The sequence below is a fragment of the Streptomyces sp. NPDC007164 genome, from assembly GCF_040634135.1.
Classification (GTDB): Bacteria; Actinomycetota; Actinomycetes; order Streptomycetales; family Streptomycetaceae; genus Streptomyces; species Streptomyces sanglieri.
On sequence record NZ_JBEYFB010000026.1, the window covers coordinates 1 to 18735 of the forward strand.

An 18735-nucleotide genomic window follows, 5' to 3' on the forward strand; every position below is an offset into this window, starting at 1 on the left:
GCGGAGGCCGCCACCCGCGCCTGCGCGGAGGCCGCCACCCGCGCCTGCGCGGAGGCCGCCACCCCCGCCCGCGCGGAGGCCGCCACCCCCGCCCGCGCGGGCAACGGACCTCGCGCCCGAGGGGGCGACCGGCCCCGCGCCCGAGTGGGCGACCGGCCTCACGCGATCCTCCCCAGGTCGTCCCGGTGCACCGGGTGGTCGAACGGTGCGCCGTGCGCGTACCGGACCAGCTCGTCGACCGCGAGCGCCCCCAGCCGTCCCACCTCGTTGCCCTGGGCGCCCGCCAGATGCGGGGTGAGGAAGACGTTGGGCAGGTCCCACAGGGGGTGGCCGTCCGGCAGCGGCTCGGGCGACGTGACGTCGAGGACCGCGTCCAGCCGCCCGCTGACCAGGTGCCCGGTCAGCGCCTCGGTGTCCACCAGCGGGCCGCGCGCGGTGTTGACGAGCAGAGTGCCGGGCCGCATCAGGCCGATCCGCCGGGCGTCGATCATCCCGCGGGTCTCCGCGGTGTCCGGGGCGTGCACGGTCACCACGTCGCTGGTCGCCACCAGGGTGTCGAGGTCGGCCGGGGTGACGCCGAGCAGCTCCGCCTCGGCCGCGCTGACGTAGGGGTCGTGGAGCAGCACCTCGGCGTCGAGCACCCGGAGCAGTTCGATGACCCGGCGGCCGATCCGGGAGGCCCCGACCACACCGATGGTCAGCCCGTGCGTGCCGAGCCAGTGCTGCTGGTCGAGGTCGGCGCCGGTGCGGTGGGTGCGCCGGGTGCGGAAGAGCCCTGCCAGCGGGAACACCCGCTTGGCGCCCATGATGATCGCCGCCAGGGTGAACTCGGCGACCGGCACCGCGTTGGCGGCGGCGGCCGACGAGACGACGATCCCGCGATCGAACGCAACCGGGGACAGAAACGTTTTCACCGTGCCGGCCGCATGGATCACGGCACGCAGCGCGGGCGCCCGGTCCAGCAGCCCGGCATCGACGGGCGGGCAGCCCCAGCCGGTGAGCAGCACCTCCGCGGAGCTCAGTGCCGCCGAGGCCTCCGGAGAGTCGAACTCGCTGATCACGGACGGATTCAGCAGGTCGGCGGTCTCCTCCAGGCGAGCCCGGACCGGCGGCGGAAAGACATCGTCGAGCAGCCCGGGGCTCATGACCAGGAGCGTGCGCGGCCGTCGCGGGGACGGTGTCGTGGCATCGCTACCGGAATGTGCCGGTGCCTCTTCGGTGGTTCGCACCCTGCCTCCGGACAGTAATCGCGTTCTATGGGATGACCGGCACGCTAGGGAGCGTGATGGCCGACCGTCAAGCTCTCGACCGCTTCAACTGTCCAATTTTGCAGCATATTTATGGTTTCGAGGTGCTGGATTCGGCCGCCGGGACATCGCGACTCAACTACTTTTGCCCGGATCTCTTGACGCTTGGGTTAACCGCTTACTAACTTGCGGCCCCAGAAGGCCCACCACGCGCCACCCAGCCGAACAGGACGCACCATGGCTGAAACAGCACCCCCGTTGCCGCGGGAGAAGCGGCGGCAGAAGGCTGAAACACCCTCCCCGCCCGCTGCCGGGGCCGTCGACGCACAGCACCGGCCGAGCCTCTGGCAGCGGATCAAGCGGGACCGGGTGATGTTGCTGCTCACCCTGCCCGGACTGCTGTACTTCGTCGTATTCCACTACGTACCGCTGCTCGGCTACGTCGTGGCGTTCCAGGACTACCAGCCGTACCTCGGCTACATGCACAGCGTCTGGGTGGGGTTCGCCAACTTCTCCGCGGCGTTCGGTGAGCCGGCCTTCTGGTCCGCGACGTTCAACACCCTGGAGATCGCCCTCGTCCAGCTGGTGTTCTTCTTCCCGATCCCGATCGCCCTGGCCCTGCTGCTCAACAGCATCGCCAGCGACCGGATCAGACGGTTCGTGCAGAGCGTCGTCTATCTGCCGCACTTCATCGGCTGGGTCATCATCGTCTCGATCTTCCAGCAGATCCTGGGCGGTGCCGGGCTCCTGCCCGACGTCCTCGGGGGAATGGGGCTGCCGCGCTACGACATGATGAGCGACCCCGACGCCTTCCCCTGGCTGCTGACCCTCCAGGTGGCCTGGAAGGACGCCGGCTGGGGCACGATCATCATCCTCGCCGCGCTGCTGAACATCGACAAGCAGCAGTACGAGGCCGCCGCCATCGACGGCGCCGGACCACGACGCCGCCTGTGGCACGTGACCCTGCCGGGCATCGCCCCCGTGCTCATCCTGCTGCTGATCCTCAACCTCGGACAGATCCTCTCCGTCGGCTTCGAGCAGATTCTGCTCCAGCGCGACGCGGTCGGTCCGGACGCCGGTGAGGTCCTCGACACCTACGTCTACTACCACGGCATCAAGGACAACGACTGGGGCGTAGCCGCCGCCGTCGGACTCGTCAAGGCGGTCATCGGCACCGCACTCGTCCTGGGCGCGAACAAGTTCGCCCACCGACTCGGCCACGAAGGGGTGTACCGCGGTGCTGACCGCTGAGAAGACGCGCGCCACTACGGAATCCACCGCACCGGCGCCCCCGCCCGCTCCCGTACGGAAGTCCGACGGCCGGCCCCCGTGGATGGAACGGCCCACCCGCATCGGACAGACCGCCAAGGCGATGGCCATCGTCGTGGTCGTCCTCGCCGTCGCCTACCCACTGGTCGGCGTCATCGGCACGAGCTTCGCCTCGCAGACCGACATCATCAAGAGCTCCGGCCTCGTCCTGTGGCCCGACCACCCCACCCTGGACGCCTACCGCACCATCTTCACCGGCGGAGTCGTCACCCGCGCGCTGATCGTCTCCGTCGGCATCACGGTCCTCGGCACCCTCGCCAGCCTCCTGGTCACCGTGGGCATGGCGTACGGTCTCTCCCGCCGCGACGTCACCGGCTCCCGCTTCATCCTGATGACGGCCCTGTTCACGATGCTCTTCAACGCGGGCATCATCCCGAACTTCCTGCTGGTCAAGGGCCTCGGCCTGTACGACACCTACGCGGCGCTCGTCATGCCCACCCTGGTCAGCGCGTTCAACCTGGTTGTCCTGCGGTCCTTCTTCATGAACCTGCCGGACGAGCTGTACGACGCCGCGAAGGTCGACGGGGCGGGCGACTTCCGCATCCTGGTGCGGATCGTGCTGCCGCTGTCCAAGGCCGTCCTCGCCGTGATCAGCCTCTTCTACGCGGTGACGTACTGGAACGCCTTCTTCAACTCGCTCCTGTACCTCAACGACTCCGACAAGTGGCCGTTGCCGATGGTGCTGCGCACCTATGTGCTCCAGGGCCAGAGCCTGAACGCCGCCTCGGCGGGCGAGGTGCTCGCCCCGCAGCAGGCCGTGCAGATGGCGGTCCTGGTGATCGCCGTCGTACCGATCCTGTGCGTCTACCCGTTCCTCCAGCGCTACTTCACCAAGGGCGTGCTCACAGGCGCCGTCAAGGGCTGAGCACGGCCACCGCCACACCGCCCCCCACTCCTTCCTTCCCCTCTCCCAAGGAGATTCAGGTGTCGAGCTCCACCCCCATCAACCGCAGAGCACTGTTCCGCATGGGTGCGGGCGTCGGTCTGGGACTGGCCGCCGCCCCGCTGCTCGCCGCCTGCGGCGACGGCGGCACGACCGCGAAGGCGGAGGCCAAGAGCGCCTCGCTGCTCCCGCAGACCGCGGTCCGCAACATCGGCCTCAACCCCGACCTGGCGGGCACCGCGGCCGGTGTTCCGCAGGGCTTCTTCAGCTACCCGGCCAAGCCGCTGCGCGCCACGAAAAGCACCCCACTCAAGGGGGCGAAGCCGATCAGCGCGACGATGGAGACCTTCTCCCCGCCGCCGCCCGCCCGTGGCAAGAACGCCGCCTGGCAGGAGATCGAGAAGCTCCTCGGCGGTCAGGTGAACATCACCGCCGTGCCCGCCGACGACTACGGCACCAAGTTCTCCACCATGGTCGCCAGTGACAGCCTGCCGGACCTCTTCATGTACCCGGAGAGCGGCGGCGTCGACAACAAGGCCGCTTTTCTCCAGGCCAAGTGCGCCGACCTGACCCCGTACCTCGCCGGTGACAAGGTCAAGGACTACCCGAACCTGGCCGCGATCCCGAAGGGCGCCTGGCAGTCCGCCATCTTCGGCGGGAAGCTCTACGGCATCCCGATCGCCCGCACCGGCACCGGCGGTGCCGGCGTGTACCGCCACGACCTGTTCGAGGAGGTCGGCGTCAGCAGCCTCGACCAGATCACCGACCTCGACCGGTTCGTCGAGGTCTGTAAGGAGCTGACCCGGCCCAAGAAGGACCAGTACGCCATCATCGCGGGCGCCACCAGCATGCTCGCCATGTCCGCGGGCGCGCCCAACTTCTGGCGGCTGGACGAGAAGACCGGCAAGTTCACCGTCGACCTGGAGACCCCGGAGTACCGCAAGGCGGTGGAGACCGCCCGGCTGCTGTACAAGGCCGGTTGTTACTACCCGGGCACCCTCCAGATGTCCGGGGCGCAGAAGGCCCAGTACACGGACATGTTCAAGAACGGCAAGGGCGCCTACGTCTACGACGGCATGCCCACCTACCTGGCGCCCGGCGTCGGCTACATCGCCTCGATGAGGGCGATCGACAAGAAGTACGACCCGCGCCCGTTCGTGCCGGTCGGCAAGGACGCCGTCGCCTGGATGGACAACATCTCGCTCCAGAACACCCACATCAAGAAGGCGTCCGGGGACCGCGTCAAGCAGATCCTGGCCCTCGCCGACTTCGCCGCGTCCCCGTTCGGCAGTCAGGAGTACACCCTCATCAACTACGGGGTCGAGGGCAAGGACTTCACCCGGGACGCCAAGGGCAACCCGGCGCTCACCAAGCAGGGCACCCAGGACGTCACCGTGCCCTGGAAGTTCATGGCCTCCGCGGTCCCGGCCATCTTCAGCGCCGACTCCGAGCAGGGTGTCCGCCACGTGCACGACACCTTCACCAAGATGATCCCGATGATGGAGCCGGACCCGACGCTCCAGTACTCCTCGCCCACCTGGGACTCCAAGGGCTCCGGCAGCCTCAACACGCTGAAGGGAGACGCGCTGAAGGACATCATCTCCGGCCGCAAGCCTATGTCCGCCTACGACCAGCTCGTCAAGGACTACCTGGCCAAGGGCGGCGAGCAGGCCCGCGGCGAGTTCGAGGAAGCCTTCCAGAAGGGGAAGAAGTGACGACCCGACGCTCGGCCCTGAAGCTCGGCGGCGCGGCAGTGGCCGCGGCCGTCGCCGTACCGTCCCTCGGTTCGCCCGCCTCCGCCCGGTCGCACGGCTTCGACCCGAAGCCCGGCTCGGACGGCGTCGGCGACCCGCTCTTCCCGACCCTCGGCAACGGCGGCTACCAGGTCGTCCACTACGACCTCACCTTCGACTTCACCCCCGTCACCTACGACTTCACCGCCGTGGTGCGGATCAACGCCAAGGCCACCCAGGACCTCTCCGCGTTCAACCTGGACACCGACGGCCACACCATCGACTCCGTCACCGTCGGAGGCCGCCCCGCCACCTGGGCGCTCGCGCCCGGCAAGAGCGGCCAGGAATTCACCGTCACGCCCGCCCGGCCGCTCCACAACGGCCAGGCGTTCAGCACCGAGGTGCGCTACCGGGGCAACGGCAAGTCGCCCCGACTCGGCCTGACCGGCTGGAAGTTCGGCACCGACGGCGGCTTCGCGTCGGCCGCCCAGTCCTCCCGCGCCGACACCTTCCTGCCCTGCAACGACACCCCGTCCGACAAGGCGACCTGGACCTTCCACATCAGCGCCCCGCAGGGCTATGTCGCCACTGCCAACGGCGAACTCCTGCACATGACCCCGCGCGGCGACGGCTCCACCGTCTGGCACTTCGCCCTCCGCGAGCGCATGGCGACCGAGCTCATCGGCATCGCCGTCGTCAAGGGCACCTACCTGTACGGCACCAGCCACCGCGGACTTCCGCTGCGCCACATCGTCCCGCAGGGCCAGGAGGACAAGTACGGCCCGATCGTCGCCCGTACCGCGGACCATCTGGCCTGGCTGGAGGCGAAGTTCGGCCGGTACCCGTTCTCCGTCTACGGCGTCCACATCTACGACGGCTACACCGACGCCCTGGAGAACCAGACCCTCTCCCTGTTCTCCACCAACTGGTTCAAGCTCAATGCCAACGGGCAGCCGGGCTACGAGACCACCATGGTCCACGAGCTGGTCCACCAGTGGTTCGGCGACTCCGTCACCCCGAACGACTGGCAGCAGGCCTGGCTCAACGAGGGCCCCGCCGTGTACTACGCCGGTCTGTACGGCGAGGAGCGCGGCTGGTCGGTCTTCGAGGACAAGATGAAGGCGACGTACGAGAAGCTCGACGCGGTCCGCGCCGCCGACGGCCCGCCCGGACTGCCCAAGGCGCTCGGCGGCACCAACATCTACGACGGCGGCGCCCTGGTCCTGTACGCCCTCAGCCTCCGGATCGGTCAGCGGAAGTTCGACAAGGTCATGCGCGAGTGGGTGAAGCGCTTCAAGGACTCTACCTACACCAGCGAGGCGTTCATCCGGCACACCGTCGACGTCACCCGCGACCCCTCCCTCGACCCGTTCCTGCGCGACTGGCTCTTCGGAGCCGTGAACCCGCCCATGCCCGGCCACCCCGACTGGAAGGCCTCCGCGTGAACCGCCGCCCCCTGAACACCGTACGAGGAACCGCCGCTGCCGCCACCGCCGCCTTCCTGGCCGCACTCCTCGCCGCCCCCACCGCCCAGGCCGCACCCGGCCCCCGCACCCTGTACGCGGCCCCGGACGGACACGGCAGTTCCTGCACAATCGCCCGCCCCTGCACCCCCGAGGGCGCCCGCGACCGGGCCCGCACCGAGACCGGGCGCGACATCCGCGTCCTGCTGAAGAACGGCACGTACCAGCTCGACGAACCGCTCAGGCTCGGCGCCGCCGACTCCGGGAAGAACGGCCACACCGTCACCTGGAGCGCGGCCCCCGGCGCCCGCCCCGTCCTCTCCGGCGGACGGGACATCACCGGCTGGCGGCAGAACACCGACGGCACCTGGTCCGCCGGGGTCCCGGCCGGCGTCACCCCCCGCCAGCTCTTCGTCGACGGCAGGCGCGCCACCCCCGCCCGCGGCGAGGCCTGCGCGGCGAGCACCTGCGACGCCACGAAGACCGGCATGACCGGTGCGGTCGCGACCGGCATCGCCAAGTGGCAGCGACCCACCGACGCCGAAGCCGTCATCCGGGTCCGCTGGCGCAACTACCACTGCCGGATCACGGCCGTGAACGGCGATGTCATGACCTTCGCCCAGCCCTGCTGGACCAACTCGGCGAGCGGCACCGATCGCACCGGCCCCTCCTGGGACTCCACGACGGTCGACTCCGCCCGCTACAGCGGCGTCGCCTTCTTCGAGAACGCCCCCGAACTCCTCGACCAACCGGGCGAGTTCGTCTGGAACTCGAAGAACCGCACCGTCACCTACCTGCCGCGCAAGGGCGAGAACATGCGCCGCGCACAGACCGTCACCCCGCACACCGAACAGCTGCTCGTCGTCGACGGCGCCCATGACGTCACCGTCAAAGGGATCGGCTTCGCATACGCGGCGTACCGTCAGCCGGGCACCGACGAGGGCTACGCGGGCATGCAGGCCGGTCTCACCCTGACCGGAGCCACCGGCCCCGTCGACCACGCGGGCCGCTTCTACACCAAGCCCTCCGCGGCGGTGACCGTCCGCGGCGGACGGCACATCAGCATCGAGAACGGCCGGTTCGGCCGGCTCGGCGGAGCGGGCGCGATCCTCGAAGCGGGCACCAAGGACAGTTCCGTGACCCGCTCGTCCTTCACCGACCTGTCCTCGGGCGCCGTCTACGTGGGCGACACCGAGCCGATGCCGTCGGCGGCGCTCGCGGGGGAGCGGAACACCGTCGCGTACAACACCATCACCCGCTCCGGCGTCGAGTACACCGACTCGGTGGGCATCTGGGCCGGGTACGAGGCCGGGCTGACCATCGATCACAACAGCCTGGACCACCTCCCGTACTCCGGGATCTCGGTCGGCTGGGGCTGGAACCAGCCCGAGTCCCAGAAGTCCGTCCTGCGCGACAACAAGGTGACCGACAACCGGATCACCGACGTCATGGAGGTCGCCCAGGAGCAGCACGACGGCGGGGCCATCTACACCCAGGGCGCCCAGCCGGGCACGGTCCTCTCCGGCAACTACATCAACCGCTCCGCCTTCGGCAACACCGAGCGCGACGGCAACGGCATCTACCTCGACGAACAGTCCTCGCACATCCGCGTCGAACGCAATGTCATCACCCGGATCGGGTACAAGTGGGTCTCCAACTGGGCGGACTACGGCATCGAGAACACCGCCCGGGGCAACTGGACCGACACCGCCGCGCCCGCACTCGGGGGCAAGGGCTCGGTCATGACGGACAACCTCACCGGCCTGGACCGGCTGCCGGCCGAGGCGCTCGCCGTCGCGAGCCGGGCAGGCGCCCACGGCGGCCCCGTCGAACAGTTGCGCACCGACCTGGCCCGCACCGGCACCGCCACCCAGTCCTCCACCGAGGGCACGGCTGACGCGGCACTCGCCCTGGACGGCGACACCAACACCGACACCCGCACCCTGTCCGAGGCGGGCGCCTGGTGGCAGGTCGACCTGGGCGCCCAGCGGCGGATCCGGCAGATCGAGATCTGGAACAACTCCTCCTCCACGACCGCCGACTTCGACGTGGTCACGGACGACGGAACGATCCACGTCAGCGGAAAGGCACTGCGCCCGTCGGTCCTGGACCTGGACAGCCGCACCCGCACCGTGCGGATCGTGACGTCGGGCACCGGACGCGTGGCACTGTCCCAGGTGCTCGTCCACCCGTAGCGGTTCCTCCGTGTCGCCGGGCCGCCCCGAGCCGCCCGGCGACGCGGAGCCGCCGTTCGCCGACCAGTACGGCACCGCGGACACGGCCCCGGGCCACTTCGCCCCGCTCCGCCCCGGTCAGCGGCGGAGGAATCCGCCGATCCGCTCCCGCAGCCCCCGCGCGTCCAGCCCGTGCGCGGCGAGGTGCTCGTCCATCTCCCCGTACTTGCGCAGCTCGGCCCGCCCCACACCCAGCCCCAGCACGCGGTGCGGCAGCTCGGCGAGCGCGTCATTGGCGGCAGCGGTCGAGGTGCCCGCCAGATACGGCTCGACGATCACCACATCGGCGGCCCCGCGATCACCCACCGCCCGCCGCAGCCCGGCCGCGTCGAACGGACGCACCGTCGTCGCGTACAGCACCGTCACATCGAGCCCCTCGGTCGCGGCGAGCACGTTGTCGAGCATCGGCCCGACCGCGATCACCACCCCGCCCGTCCCCTCCCGCACCACGGTGAACCCGGCCCCCGCGCCGACCGGCCGCGCCCGCACGTTGGACTGCACCGACAGCCGTACGTACACCCGGCCGTCCCCGGCCGCGGCCTCCCGCAGCAGCTCCTCCGCCTCGTCCGGGTGGCCCGGCACATGGACCGTCCAGCCGTCGAGGGTGTCCAGCAGCGCCACATCGCCCGGCGACATATGGGTGAATCCACCGGCCGGCCAGTCGTACGAGCCTCCGGCGCTCACCAGCACCCCGCCCACTCCCTGGTGGCCGAAGTCCAGCTTCACCTGCTCGAACGGCCGCTCCACCAGAAAGCCGGCGAAGGTGTGCACGATCGGCCGCAGACCGGTCAGCGCCATCCCGGCACCCGCCCCGATCAGCAGCTGCTCCCTGATTCCCACATTGACGACCCGGTCCGGATGGGCCCGCGCGGCGGGGCCGAAGCCGTCCCGGCTGATCTCGGCCAGGACCAGGGCGAGGCGCGGGTCCTCGTCCAGCAGCTGCGACGTGGTGGCGATGAAGCGGTCACGCATCGTGTCCATCTGAAGTGTCCCTCTCGTGTTGCGTACGGTGTCTCGGTCCTTCACCCGGTGTGTTCAGGGCTTGGGGTCGACCTGCGCGACCACGGCCCGGGGCCGCCCGGGATGCGGAGCGGTGAAGGCCGCGTACAGCGCCTCGTGGTCCCGCCCGTCGACGGAGGCGACCGACCAGCCCGCCGCCTCGAACCGGGCCGCGATCCCGCCCGGCCGGGCGTACGAGGCCGAAGCGTTGTCGATCACCACGGTGTGCAGCTGCTCCAGCCCGGCCGGGCCCGCGTAGGCGAGCGCCTCGTGATTGCTGCCCTCGTCCAGCTCGGCATCGCCGATCAGCACCCACACCCGGGGATCGGTGAGCCCCTGCGCCCGCAGCCCGAGCACACTCCCCACGGCCAGCGGCAACCCGTGCCCCAGCGACCCGCTGCCGATCTCGGCCCCCGGCACCAGCGTCCGGTCCGGATGGTGCCCGAGCGGCGATCCGTACGACCCGAACCCCGGCAGCAGCTCCTCGTCGAAGAACCCGTGCGCGGCCAGCACCGCGTAGTACGCCATCGGCCCGTGCCCCTTGGACAGCAGGAACCGGTCGCGGTCGGGCGCGTCGACGGTGTCGGGCGTCACCCGCAGCACCCGGTCGTACAGCACCCAGAGGACGTCGAGGGTGGAGGTCGCGGCGGGGCCGTGCTTCTCGGCCCCGGTCATCAGGCTCATCAGGCGGTACATGTCATGGTGGTCGCGCGTCGGCGCGGCGGTGGAGTTCGTCATGGGACCAGCGTTGAACATCAAGCATGGTTGAGGTCAAGCGGCAAAGGCGTTCGTGACCACCCGCCCGAGTGCGGTATTGTTCTCATGCGCGTTCAGCCGGGGGGAAACCCCAGGTCAGGCGGGCATCGGGACGTGGCGCAGCTTGGTAGCGCACTTGACTGGGGGTCAAGGGGTCGCAGGTTCAAATCCTGTCGTCCCGACTCTGCTTTTAGCAGGTCGGAGGCCGTTCTCTCATCCATGGGAGGGCGGCCTTTCGTGCGTCCGGGGGCGTGGTGGTCGCAGTGTGGTCGCACGGGCCGGGGCCGGTTTGCAAGTGGTGCCGGTGGCGGCGTGCGGTGCGAGGGAGCGGAGCTGGTGGACGGCTGCGCGGAGGCGGTGGATGTGGTCGCGTGGTGGTCGCAGCCATCCCGGCCGAGTCGGGTAGTCGGCGGCTCGTGCGGCCGTGGTGAGGGTGTGGTCGATGGTGTCGACGGCTTGGTGCGCGGCTTGTTGGGTGAGGTGGCTGTAGAGGTTCGCGGTGGTCGACAGGGTGGAGTGTCGCAGCGTCTTGGAGACCACGGTGAGCGGGACGCCGGCGGAGATGGTGATGGTGGCGGCGAGATGTCGTAGGTCGTGGACCGTGACCCGGGGGACCCCGGCCTCCTCGGACAGTCGGTGGAGTCGGTCGAGCACCAGATGCGGCCCGAGCGGGCGGCCGTTGGGTCGGCAGAAGACCAGCCCGGTGAACGGGTCGTTGGGGTCTCCGCGGGTTCGGGGTGCCGAGTGTGCCCGGCGGCGGAGGGCTGTGGCGACGCGGGGTGAGATGGCGACCCAGCCTCTGCTCGACCGGGTCTTCGGTGTGGTGATGGCCAGGCGGTTGTTGTCGACTGCGGAGAGTGTGCAGCGCACGTAGAGCATGCCCTGGTCGAGGTGGACGTCGTCCCAGTGCAGGCCGAGGGCTTCGCCTTTGCGCATGCCGGTGCCGATGAGGACCTCGAACAGGTGGGCCATCTCCGGGTCGGCCTGGTGGCAGTGGCCGAGGAAGCGGGCCGCCTCCTGCGCCGTCCAGATCCGCCGCTCTGGCGACGGCGGCCGGCGCAGGACCGGGGGAGAGGCCGGGTTGTGGGGGAGGCGGTGCTGGCGGACGGCGTCGCCGAGGGCGCTGGAGAGGGCGGCGAGGCACCGGTAGAGGGTGGTGCGGCCGCGGCCGGCGGCGAGCTGGCCGGTGACGAAGGCCGCGATGTGGCGGTGGGCGAGCTGGTCGAGCTTGAGGGTGCCGAACGCGGGGATGAGGTCGTTGCGGACGTAGTCGCGGTAGCGGGCCATCGTCGTCGGCTTCAGCACCAGCGCCTTCGCCGTCAGCCACGCGTCTAGGTAGGTGGCGACGGTCTGGTTCGGATCCGCGTCGAACCCGCCGGCCTGACCCTCGAGGAACCGGCGTAGTGCCTCTTCGGCCGCATCCTGGCTGGCGAAGCCGCCCCGGCGCACCGTCGTCCGACAGCGGCCCGGGGCGGGGACGTCGACGGCGAAGGTCCAGGTCCCGTGGGTGCTGTCGACGAGCAGATGAGGACAGTGGGCACCCATCTGGTGACGTTGGGTGTCTCTGCAGCCGCAGCGACGGTAGGTGCGGCCGCGGCCGGTGCTGGAGCGCATGGCGATCGCCTCCACGAGGCGGGGAAGGTCCGACACTCTCATCCTGCGACCACACGCGACCACCACGCCCGCCAGAGAGGTCGTGACCAGCAGATTTCCCTTGCTGTGCCTTGGCAGATGGTTGTCGGGGGTGGCGCGCCACTAAGCTTGACTCTGTCGGGGATCTTGGAGTTGCCGAGGTCAGGTGCCCAGGGTGCGCCAGGACTTCGGCCGGGGGATCTCGTGCTGATCGAGGTAGGTCTGGAAGGCGGTCGGTCGGCGGGCAGGGGGTGCCTCCTCGGTCGCCGGGAGACCGCTGAGGCGCTCGATGTTGATGGCGATGGCGGTCAGGACGTGCTGGAGGTGGACCTTGCCCTGCCCTCGGTAGCGGCAGCGGCGCATGCCGTGGCCGTGGGCGAACTCGTTGACCGTTCCCTCCACTCCGGAGCGGACCGCGCAGCGGGTCTTCCACTCGGGTGTCTGTTGCTCAGCACGGATGCGGAGTTGCAGGTCGCGGAGTTCTCGCGGAGGAAGGCCCACGGTTCGGTGGCTTGCGCGGGAGGTGGTGCACTGCGCGCGGGCCGGGCACGGCTGACACTGGCTTTTGGTGAACCGTGCCACGATCAGCGGGGCTGCGGTGGGCGAGGTGGTCGGGTAGGGGCGGTGCCAGCCCTGGCTGACCTGCCCCTGGGGGCAGGTGACCTGCTGGCGGTCGTAGTCGATGTGGAAGTCGTCCCGGGCGAAGCCCTCGCCTCGGCGGTGTTGTCGGGTGGGATTGCCCCGGAGCGGCCCGGAGACGGTGACCTGGTGATCACGTGCGGCTTGTTCCAGGTGGGGCAGGGAGGTGTAGCCGCTGTCGACCAGGTGCTCGGCGGGTAGCAGGCCGCGGCGGTGCAGGCGGGTGTGGATGCCGGGCAGGACCTGGCTGTCGTGGGTGGTGGATGCGGTGGTGGCCACGTCCGTGATCACGTTGGGGCCGTCGGGAGCACACGTCTCGGTCAGATGGGCGGAGAACCCCTTCCAGCTGATGATGTGCCCGTGCCGGGCATAGCGGGCCGAGGTGTCATACGGGGAGACGATCGCCCGGGACGAGGGCGGCAGCCCGGGCCCGTCTTCCGTCTCGGCGGTGCGCCAGCGCAGGTGTCCCGAAACGTCGTGGTGATAGTTCTGCACCACGATTTGGCGCAGGGCCTGGACTCGAGGGCCAAACGCGCGGTCGCCCCCGTGCTGGTAGAGGTGTTCCAGGAGCCGGACGGCGTCGTTGCCGGTGGCGAGGATCCTGGTCTTGGGCTTGGTGGGGTTCTTGCCCAGGCGGACCGGACGGCCATAACGGCTACCCCATTCCTCGTCGACCAGCTCGTCCAGCAGGTGCGGGGCGGTACCGGCGACTTCCTCCAGCGAGGCACGTACCGCCTCGGTGACCATCTCCAGCCGGGTCAGGTCGCGGACCGCGGCCAGGACATGGGTGGAGTCAGTGCGCTGGGTGGTGCGCTCGCGCACCAGGCCGGCCTCCTTCAGGCGGGCCAGCGCGAGGTCGAGGAGGCGGTCGGCGCGGTCGCCTTCGGTGAGACGTTCACGGAAGTCGGCCAGCACGCTGTGGTGGAAGCCGGGATCGTCCAGCTCCATGGCCAGGGCGTACTTGAAGTCGATGCGGCAGCGCACCGCCTCGGCGGCCTGCCGGTCCGACAGACCAAGCACGAACTGCAGCACACAGACGGTGGCCAGCTGGGCGGGCGAGAGGCCCGGACGCCCGTCACGCGGATACCAGTCGGTGAAGTCCTCGTCACGCCACAGCCCGTCCAGGCGGTCTCTCACCCACATCGCCGCCGTACCATCCGGGTTGCTCGCCCGCGCGATCTGCGCGGTCAGAGGCGGGACTTGCTCACCGGAACGAGGACGGAGCGACAACGGACACCTCGGCAACTGCATGGGCTCTCGGAACATCCCGAGCATGCCCGCCGATCACACCGGCGCACCGAGAAACTTCAAGATCCCCGACAGAGTCAAGCTTAGGCCCGGCCGGAATACACGGCTAACCTCCGGCGCAACCCCGCACGGAACGAACGCTGTTGTGCGCCATCCGGACCGGGCCCAGTCCCGCTGTGTTCCTGAAAGAGGCCCCGCGCATGAGCTACACGCTGCACCGAGGCGACGCCCTCACCGTGCTGAAGACCCTCCCGGACGAGAGCGTCAACGCCGTCATCACCGACCCGCCGTACAACAGCAGCGGACGTACCAACTCGGACCGCACCGGTCGCACCGCGCGAGCCAAGTACGTCACGAGTGGATCCGCGCACGACCTGCAGAACTTCCCCGGAGAGAACCGGGACCAGAGAAGCTATCGAAGCTGGCTGACCGCCCTGCTCACCGAGGCGTACCGGGCCTCCACCGAGCACTCGGTCGCCATCGTCTTCTCGGACTGGCGCCAGGAGCCGACCACGTCCGACGCCCTGCAGATGGCGGGCTGGACCTGGAGCGGCACGATCCCATGGATCAAGCCCGCCAGCCGGCCCCGCAAGAGTGGGTTCAAACAGTCGGCCGAGTTCATCACCTGGGGCATCAAGGGCAGCCTCGCGAAGGACCGCGAGCTTTACCTGCCCGGCCACTTCACTGCCTCCCAGCCGCGCAGGGACCGGGTGCACATCACTCAGAAGCCGGTCGAGATCATGCAGCAACTCGTGCAGATCTGCCCCGAGGGCGGCACCGTCCTCGACCCCTTCACTGGCAGCGGCTCCACGGGAGTCGCAGCCCTGCGTGAGGGCCGGCAGTTCGTTGGTGTCGAGCTGTCGGCACTTTATGCCGACGCCGCCGAGCGAAGGCTTCAGGCGGAGCTGACCCAGGACGACCTCGTCCTGGCCGGACCGGAGGCATGAGCATGAAGACCGATCAGGCCGGGGCCGACGGACCGCAGACGCCAAATGGGCGGCTGGTGCATCGAGAAACCGATGCTCCAGCCGCCCTTCGTGCGGGGAGGAGGGTGTCTTCGCCCGCGCGGTCATCGACGCCTCCGGCACCTGGACCACCCCCGGCCCGGCCGGGGCCAGCGGCCTGCCCGCCCTTGGCGAAAAGACGGCAGCCGACCGCATCACGTACCGCGTCCCCGACCTCAAGAACCCGGCCGTCCGCGACCGCTACGCGGGCAAGCGCACCGCCGTCATCGGCTCCGGAGCCTCCGCGTTCACCACCCTGGCCACCCTCGCCGACCTGGCGAAGGACGAGCCCAGCACACACGCAGTGTGGATCCTGCGCCGTAGCATCAGCGGATCCACCTTCGGCGGCGGCACCGCCGATCAGCTCCCCGCCCGCGGCGCCCTCGGCCTGGCCGCGAAGGCCGCCGTCGACAACGGCCACGCCGACGCGGTCACCGGATTCCGCACCGAGGCCATCGAACGTGACGAGGACGGCCGCCTGATCCTGGCCGGTGAGGACGGGCACCGCCTCGACCCGGTCGACGAGGCCATCGTCCTGACCGGCTTCCGCCCCGACCTGTCCTTCCTCTCCGAGATCCGCCTCGGCCTCGACGAACACCTCCAGGCACCTGTCGAGCCGGCCCCGCTGATCGACCCTAATCAGCACTCCTGCGGCACCTTCTACCCCCACGGCCACCGCGAACTCTCCCACCCCGAACCCGGCATCTATCTGGTCGGCATGAAGTCCTACGGCCGCGCCCCCACCTTCCTCGCAAAGACCGGCTACGAGCAGGTCCGCTCCGTCACCGCCGCGATCGTCGGCGACACCGAATCCGCCGACCGCGTCGAACTCACCCTCCCCGAAACCGGAGTCTGCGGCGGCGCCGGACTCTTCGACGACCCGGCAGCCGAACAGACCGACGGCGGACGATGCTGTGCCGCTCCGGCGCCCGCACTCGTACAGATTGGCGTCGGCACCACTCTGCCTGTCGCAGCCGCTGAGGAAACCCCGTCGTCCGGCGGCTGCTGCGGAGCCTGAGCCCCAGCGCCCCGGCCCATGACGGCCGGGGCGCTTCCATCCCTGTGTCAGGAGGATCGTCAATGCCCCGAGTACAGCTCGCACTGCGCTTCCCCGACCTTCCCGCCTCGATCGCCTTCTACAGCAAGCTCTTCGGCACCGAGCCGGCCAAACTGCGCGACGGCTACGCCAACTTCGCCATCGCCGCTCCCCGCTCAAACTCGTCCTCATCCAGGGCACACCGGGCGCGGACACGCGCATGGACCACCTCGGCATCGAAGTCGACACCACCGAAGCCGTCCACGCCGCCGCCACCCGCCTCGCCGACCAGGGGCTGGCGACCGACGTCGAGAACGACACACCTGCTGCTACGCACTCCAGGACAAGGTCTGGGGCCGCGGCCCCGGCCAGGAACCATGGGAGGTGTACGTCGTCAAGGCCGACGCCGACTCCCTGGCCAAACAGAAGACCAGCGCCTGCTGCGCGGACACGCCCGTTGCCGAAGCAGGCTCTGGCGCACCGGCCGAGGCCGGTGGCTCCTGCCCGTGACCGAGCTCGACGCCCACAGGGCCGCGACCGGAACAGAGGGCGGTCGCGGCCCCGCGCAGTCTGTTTCTAGAAGCGCTGTTGCGGGCGTGCTTCGGTTGACAAGATGGCTAGCGGATGACGCAACGGGCTCATCGGAGTGAGCGAGGTCGAAGTGGTGCGGCGTAGGAACCTGGTGGCTTCGGGCGTGGCGGTTGCTCTAGCGGGTGGTGGTGCGGCTGCTTACGGGTTGGCAGGCAGGGGCGTTGCAGGGGACGGTGCCGGTTCCAACGACTTGGCTGGCGTTCCCGTTCAGTTGCGTGGACTTTTGCCAGCAGGACATGTGGCATTGATTGCCCTCGATATTGGACGGCCTCGTGGTGCGCTGAGAGAACTGGCGAAACGAGTTCGCGCTGCCGCCGAGCCAGGCACATCTGTGGGGTTCGCCCTGGGAGCGACTTTCTTCGGGCCGGAGGATTCTGCCCCTCGCCAACTCAAGGCAATGCCGCACTTCGCGAGCGACCTCCTTGACCCCGTCATGTCACATGGAGATGTTCTTGTGCACATCGCGAGCGAAAGAGCTGCGGCGATACGGAAGACCGTCGAACGCGTCAAGAACACTACCTCGGCGCACTGGGCAATTCGGTGGCACATTGATGGCTCTCGTCCCGCTAACCGGGTCGAGGGCGGCAGGGGTCTGGCTCGTAACCCGTTCCACTTCACTGAGGGCTTCGGTAATCCGGACACCGAGAGGGAATCCCTCGACCGCGCGCTCACTTCTACTGATCAGGACGAGCCGCAGTGGGCTGTGGGCGGCAGCTATCAGGTTGTACGCATCATCCGGTTTGCGACCGACCTATGGGACAAAGACTCGGTACGAGAACAGGAACGGATCGTCGGGCGTCGACGCGATGGGGGATGGCTTGACGGTACACCGGCCGACGAGCAGCCCAGCTTTGCGGCCGATCCAACGGGCAGGTTTACGCCGCTTGATTCGCATGTACGTCTCGCGGTTCCTGACCGCCGCAACCCCCCACCGATCGTGCGGCGCAGTTACAGCTATGACCGGGGTAACGGCGATACGGGGATCATTTTCTCCTGTTTCCAGCGAGACTTGTCTCAAGGATTCGAGGCGACCCTGAAACGTTTGGAAGGAGAATCCATGGCAAAGTACTTGCTGACCGTAGGCGGCGGCTACTTCTTCGTTCCTCCGAGCGGCGACGGCTGGATTGGTGCGCTCAGATAGCGAGCGTGTACCTCGTATCTGGGTGCAGGCGGGCGGCCCGCTAGGGGAATTACTTCTGACGAGCCGCGGTCCACCTTCGGCCACCGTTGGCGGAGCAAACCGCCTTCCGTAACCAGGACCTACGTGCCGTCCGGAAAGATGAGCTGTCCCTCAGCGTCAAGACCACCGCACCCAGGCCCGGGTGCTTCCAGCCCCTCACCCGGCCACAGCCCGCCAATACCTTGATGCCCCCGCACCGACCGGCTCCACGCAACGTACGAACTCGCCGTGCATGCCAGCCTCCGCAAAGCCGAACTCCTTGCCCTCCACTGGGAAGACTGCGACCTCAGCACAGGCACCGCCACCGCCCGTTGCTCACTCCAGCGCACCCGCAATGGCAGCCTCTTTGGCCATGAGGTTGTGAACTTCGGCGACGATCGACGTCGGGCCGCCACAGATGGTGTTCGAGCCAAACTCCGACGTATCCGCTTCCACGACCTACACCACTCGACCGCCACGCTGCTCCTGGAACAGGTCGTCGAACTCGTCGTCATCCAGAAGTACCTCGGTCACATCCACATCGGCGTCACCGCACACGTAAGGCTCCGCCTCCAGCACCAGGCCATCAACAGCCTCATCCGCAGCTCTCAACTCCGGATACCGACCCAGACGGCACGGCCGCCAGTTGGTATCGCTCTCCGCTCCCTCCAGAACGCCGACGTTCCCACGAGAGGCCTCGTGGGAACGTCGGCGTTCGGCTGCGTTGCCGTCAAACACCCTACAGAAGGCCTTTACGGAGCCAAGCGGAGCCCCCCTCGGGA

At 69.2% G+C, this 18735-nt stretch carries 13 protein-coding genes, 1 tRNA gene and 2 pseudogenes; 10 read left to right on the top strand and 6 right to left on the bottom strand.

The window, feature by feature from the left end; translation table 11 throughout:
• Nucleotides 1–158: 158 nt before the first annotated feature.
• Nucleotides 159–1145 carry a hydroxyacid dehydrogenase gene (locus tag ABZ622_RS27205; protein WP_360547442.1) on the bottom strand — a complete coding sequence of 329 codons (987 nt, stop codon included), beginning with the start codon at nucleotides 1143–1145 and terminating at the stop codon, nucleotides 159–161.
• A gap of 339 nt (nucleotides 1146–1484) precedes the next feature.
• Between ABZ622_RS27205 and ABZ622_RS27210 the strand changes: the two genes are divergently transcribed.
• The 5 genes from ABZ622_RS27210 (at nucleotide 1485) to ABZ622_RS27230 (ending at nucleotide 8850) form a co-directional block, all read left to right on the top strand.
• Nucleotides 1485–2498, top strand: a complete 1014-nt coding sequence (locus tag ABZ622_RS27210) for an ABC transporter permease subunit (protein WP_360547444.1) — start codon at nucleotides 1485–1487, stop codon at nucleotides 2496–2498.
• An 82-nt stretch (nucleotides 2499–2580) separates the two neighbouring features.
• On the top strand, nucleotides 2581–3441 hold the full coding sequence (locus tag ABZ622_RS27215; protein ID WP_360547609.1) for a carbohydrate ABC transporter permease: 861 nt from the start codon (nucleotides 2581–2583) through the stop codon (nucleotides 3439–3441).
• A 59-nt stretch (nucleotides 3442–3500) separates the two neighbouring features.
• Nucleotides 3501–5174 carry an extracellular solute-binding protein gene (locus tag ABZ622_RS27220; RefSeq protein WP_360547446.1) on the top strand — a complete coding sequence of 558 codons (1674 nt, stop codon included), beginning with the start codon at nucleotides 3501–3503 and terminating at the stop codon, nucleotides 5172–5174.
• Nucleotides 5171–6637 carry a M1 family metallopeptidase gene (locus ABZ622_RS27225; protein ID WP_360547448.1) on the top strand — a complete coding sequence of 489 codons (1467 nt, stop codon included), beginning with the start codon at nucleotides 5171–5173 and terminating at the stop codon, nucleotides 6635–6637. The genes ABZ622_RS27220 and ABZ622_RS27225 overlap by 4 nt, the downstream gene beginning before the upstream one ends.
• Nucleotides 6634–8850: a right-handed parallel beta-helix repeat-containing protein gene (locus tag ABZ622_RS27230; RefSeq protein WP_360547450.1), complete on the top strand. Its 2217-nt coding sequence runs from the start codon at nucleotides 6634–6636 to the stop codon at nucleotides 8848–8850. Before ABZ622_RS27225 ends, ABZ622_RS27230 begins: the two co-directional genes overlap by 4 nt.
• Before the next feature lie 117 nt (nucleotides 8851–8967).
• Here the strand turns inward: ABZ622_RS27230 and ABZ622_RS27235 are convergent, their stop codons facing one another.
• Together ABZ622_RS27235 and ABZ622_RS27240 are read right to left on the bottom strand one after the other, a co-directional pair.
• A complete protein-coding gene (locus tag ABZ622_RS27235) occupies nucleotides 8968–9870 on the bottom strand; it encodes a transketolase C-terminal domain-containing protein (RefSeq protein ID WP_360547452.1) in 903 nt (300 codons plus the stop codon).
• A gap of 54 nt (nucleotides 9871–9924) precedes the next feature.
• Entirely contained in the window at nucleotides 9925–10626 is a 702-nt protein-coding gene (locus tag ABZ622_RS27240) for a transketolase (RefSeq protein WP_360547454.1), read from the bottom strand.
• 126 nt (nucleotides 10627–10752) lie between these two features.
• Between ABZ622_RS27240 and ABZ622_RS27245 the strand changes: the two genes are divergently transcribed.
• Nucleotides 10753–10826, top strand: a tRNA-Pro gene (locus ABZ622_RS27245).
• 31 nt (nucleotides 10827–10857) lie between these two features.
• Here the strand turns inward: ABZ622_RS27245 and ABZ622_RS27250 are convergent.
• Both ABZ622_RS27250 and ABZ622_RS27255 read right to left on the bottom strand, forming a co-directional pair.
• On the bottom strand, nucleotides 10858–12189 hold the full coding sequence (locus ABZ622_RS27250) for a site-specific integrase (protein ID WP_360547456.1): 1332 nt from the start codon (nucleotides 12187–12189) through the stop codon (nucleotides 10858–10860).
• A gap of 249 nt (nucleotides 12190–12438) precedes the next feature.
• Entirely contained in the window at nucleotides 12439–14058 is a 1620-nt protein-coding gene (locus tag ABZ622_RS27255; protein ID WP_360547458.1) for an IS1182 family transposase, read from the bottom strand.
• Between the two features lie 305 nt (nucleotides 14059–14363).
• Between ABZ622_RS27255 and ABZ622_RS27260 the strand changes: the two genes are divergently transcribed.
• The 4 genes and pseudogenes from ABZ622_RS27260 to ABZ622_RS27275 all read left to right on the top strand — a co-directional run bounded on the left by ABZ622_RS27260 (nucleotide 14364) and on the right by ABZ622_RS27275 (nucleotide 17935).
• The gene (locus ABZ622_RS27260; RefSeq protein ID WP_360547460.1) at nucleotides 14364–15110 is read left to right on the top strand and encodes a site-specific DNA-methyltransferase; all 747 of its coding nucleotides are present in this window, start codon (nucleotides 14364–14366) and stop codon (nucleotides 15108–15110) included.
• Nucleotides 15111–15207: 97 nt separating this feature from the next.
• A pseudogene (locus tag ABZ622_RS27265) lies at nucleotides 15208–16185 on the top strand (flavoprotein); the annotation flags it as partial.
• 62 nt (nucleotides 16186–16247) lie between these two features.
• Nucleotides 16248–16713: pseudogene (locus tag ABZ622_RS27270) on the top strand (ArsI/CadI family heavy metal resistance metalloenzyme).
• A gap of 136 nt (nucleotides 16714–16849) precedes the next feature.
• A complete protein-coding gene (locus tag ABZ622_RS27275; RefSeq protein ID WP_360547462.1) occupies nucleotides 16850–17935 on the top strand; it encodes a Dyp-type peroxidase in 1086 nt (361 codons plus the stop codon).
• Nucleotides 17936–18412: 477 nt separating this feature from the next.
• On the opposite strand, the gene ABZ622_RS27280 is transcribed toward ABZ622_RS27275, so the two are convergent.
• Nucleotides 18413–18691 (bottom strand): hypothetical protein, encoded by a 279-nt coding sequence (locus ABZ622_RS27280; protein WP_360547464.1) that lies wholly within the window; start codon nucleotides 18689–18691, stop codon nucleotides 18413–18415.
• Between the last annotated feature and the right edge of the window lie 44 nt (nucleotides 18692–18735).

Excerpts from the sequence above, each read along its gene's own strand:
- ABZ622_RS27205 (WP_360547442.1), bottom strand. The coding sequence starts at position 1,145 with ATGAGCCCCGGGCTGCTCGACGATGTCTTTCCGCCGCCGGTCCGGGCT.
- ABZ622_RS27210 (WP_360547444.1), top strand. The coding sequence starts at position 1,485 with ATGGCTGAAACAGCACCCCCGTTGCCGCGGGAGAAGCGGCGGCAGAAG.
- ABZ622_RS27215 (WP_360547609.1), top strand. The coding sequence starts at position 2,581 with ATGGAACGGCCCACCCGCATCGGACAGACCGCCAAGGCGATGGCCATC.
- ABZ622_RS27235 (WP_360547452.1), bottom strand. The coding sequence starts at position 9,870 with ATGGACACGATGCGTGACCGCTTCATCGCCACCACGTCGCAGCTGCTG.
- ABZ622_RS27240 (WP_360547454.1), bottom strand. The coding sequence starts at position 10,626 with ATGACGAACTCCACCGCCGCGCCGACGCGCGACCACCATGACATGTAC.
- ABZ622_RS27250 (WP_360547456.1), bottom strand. The coding sequence starts at position 12,189 with ATGGGTGCCCACTGTCCTCATCTGCTCGTCGACAGCACCCACGGGACC.
- ABZ622_RS27255 (WP_360547458.1), bottom strand. The coding sequence starts at position 14,058 with ATGTGGGTGAGAGACCGCCTGGACGGGCTGTGGCGTGACGAGGACTTC.
- ABZ622_RS27260 (WP_360547460.1), top strand. The coding sequence starts at position 14,364 with ATGAGCTACACGCTGCACCGAGGCGACGCCCTCACCGTGCTGAAGACC.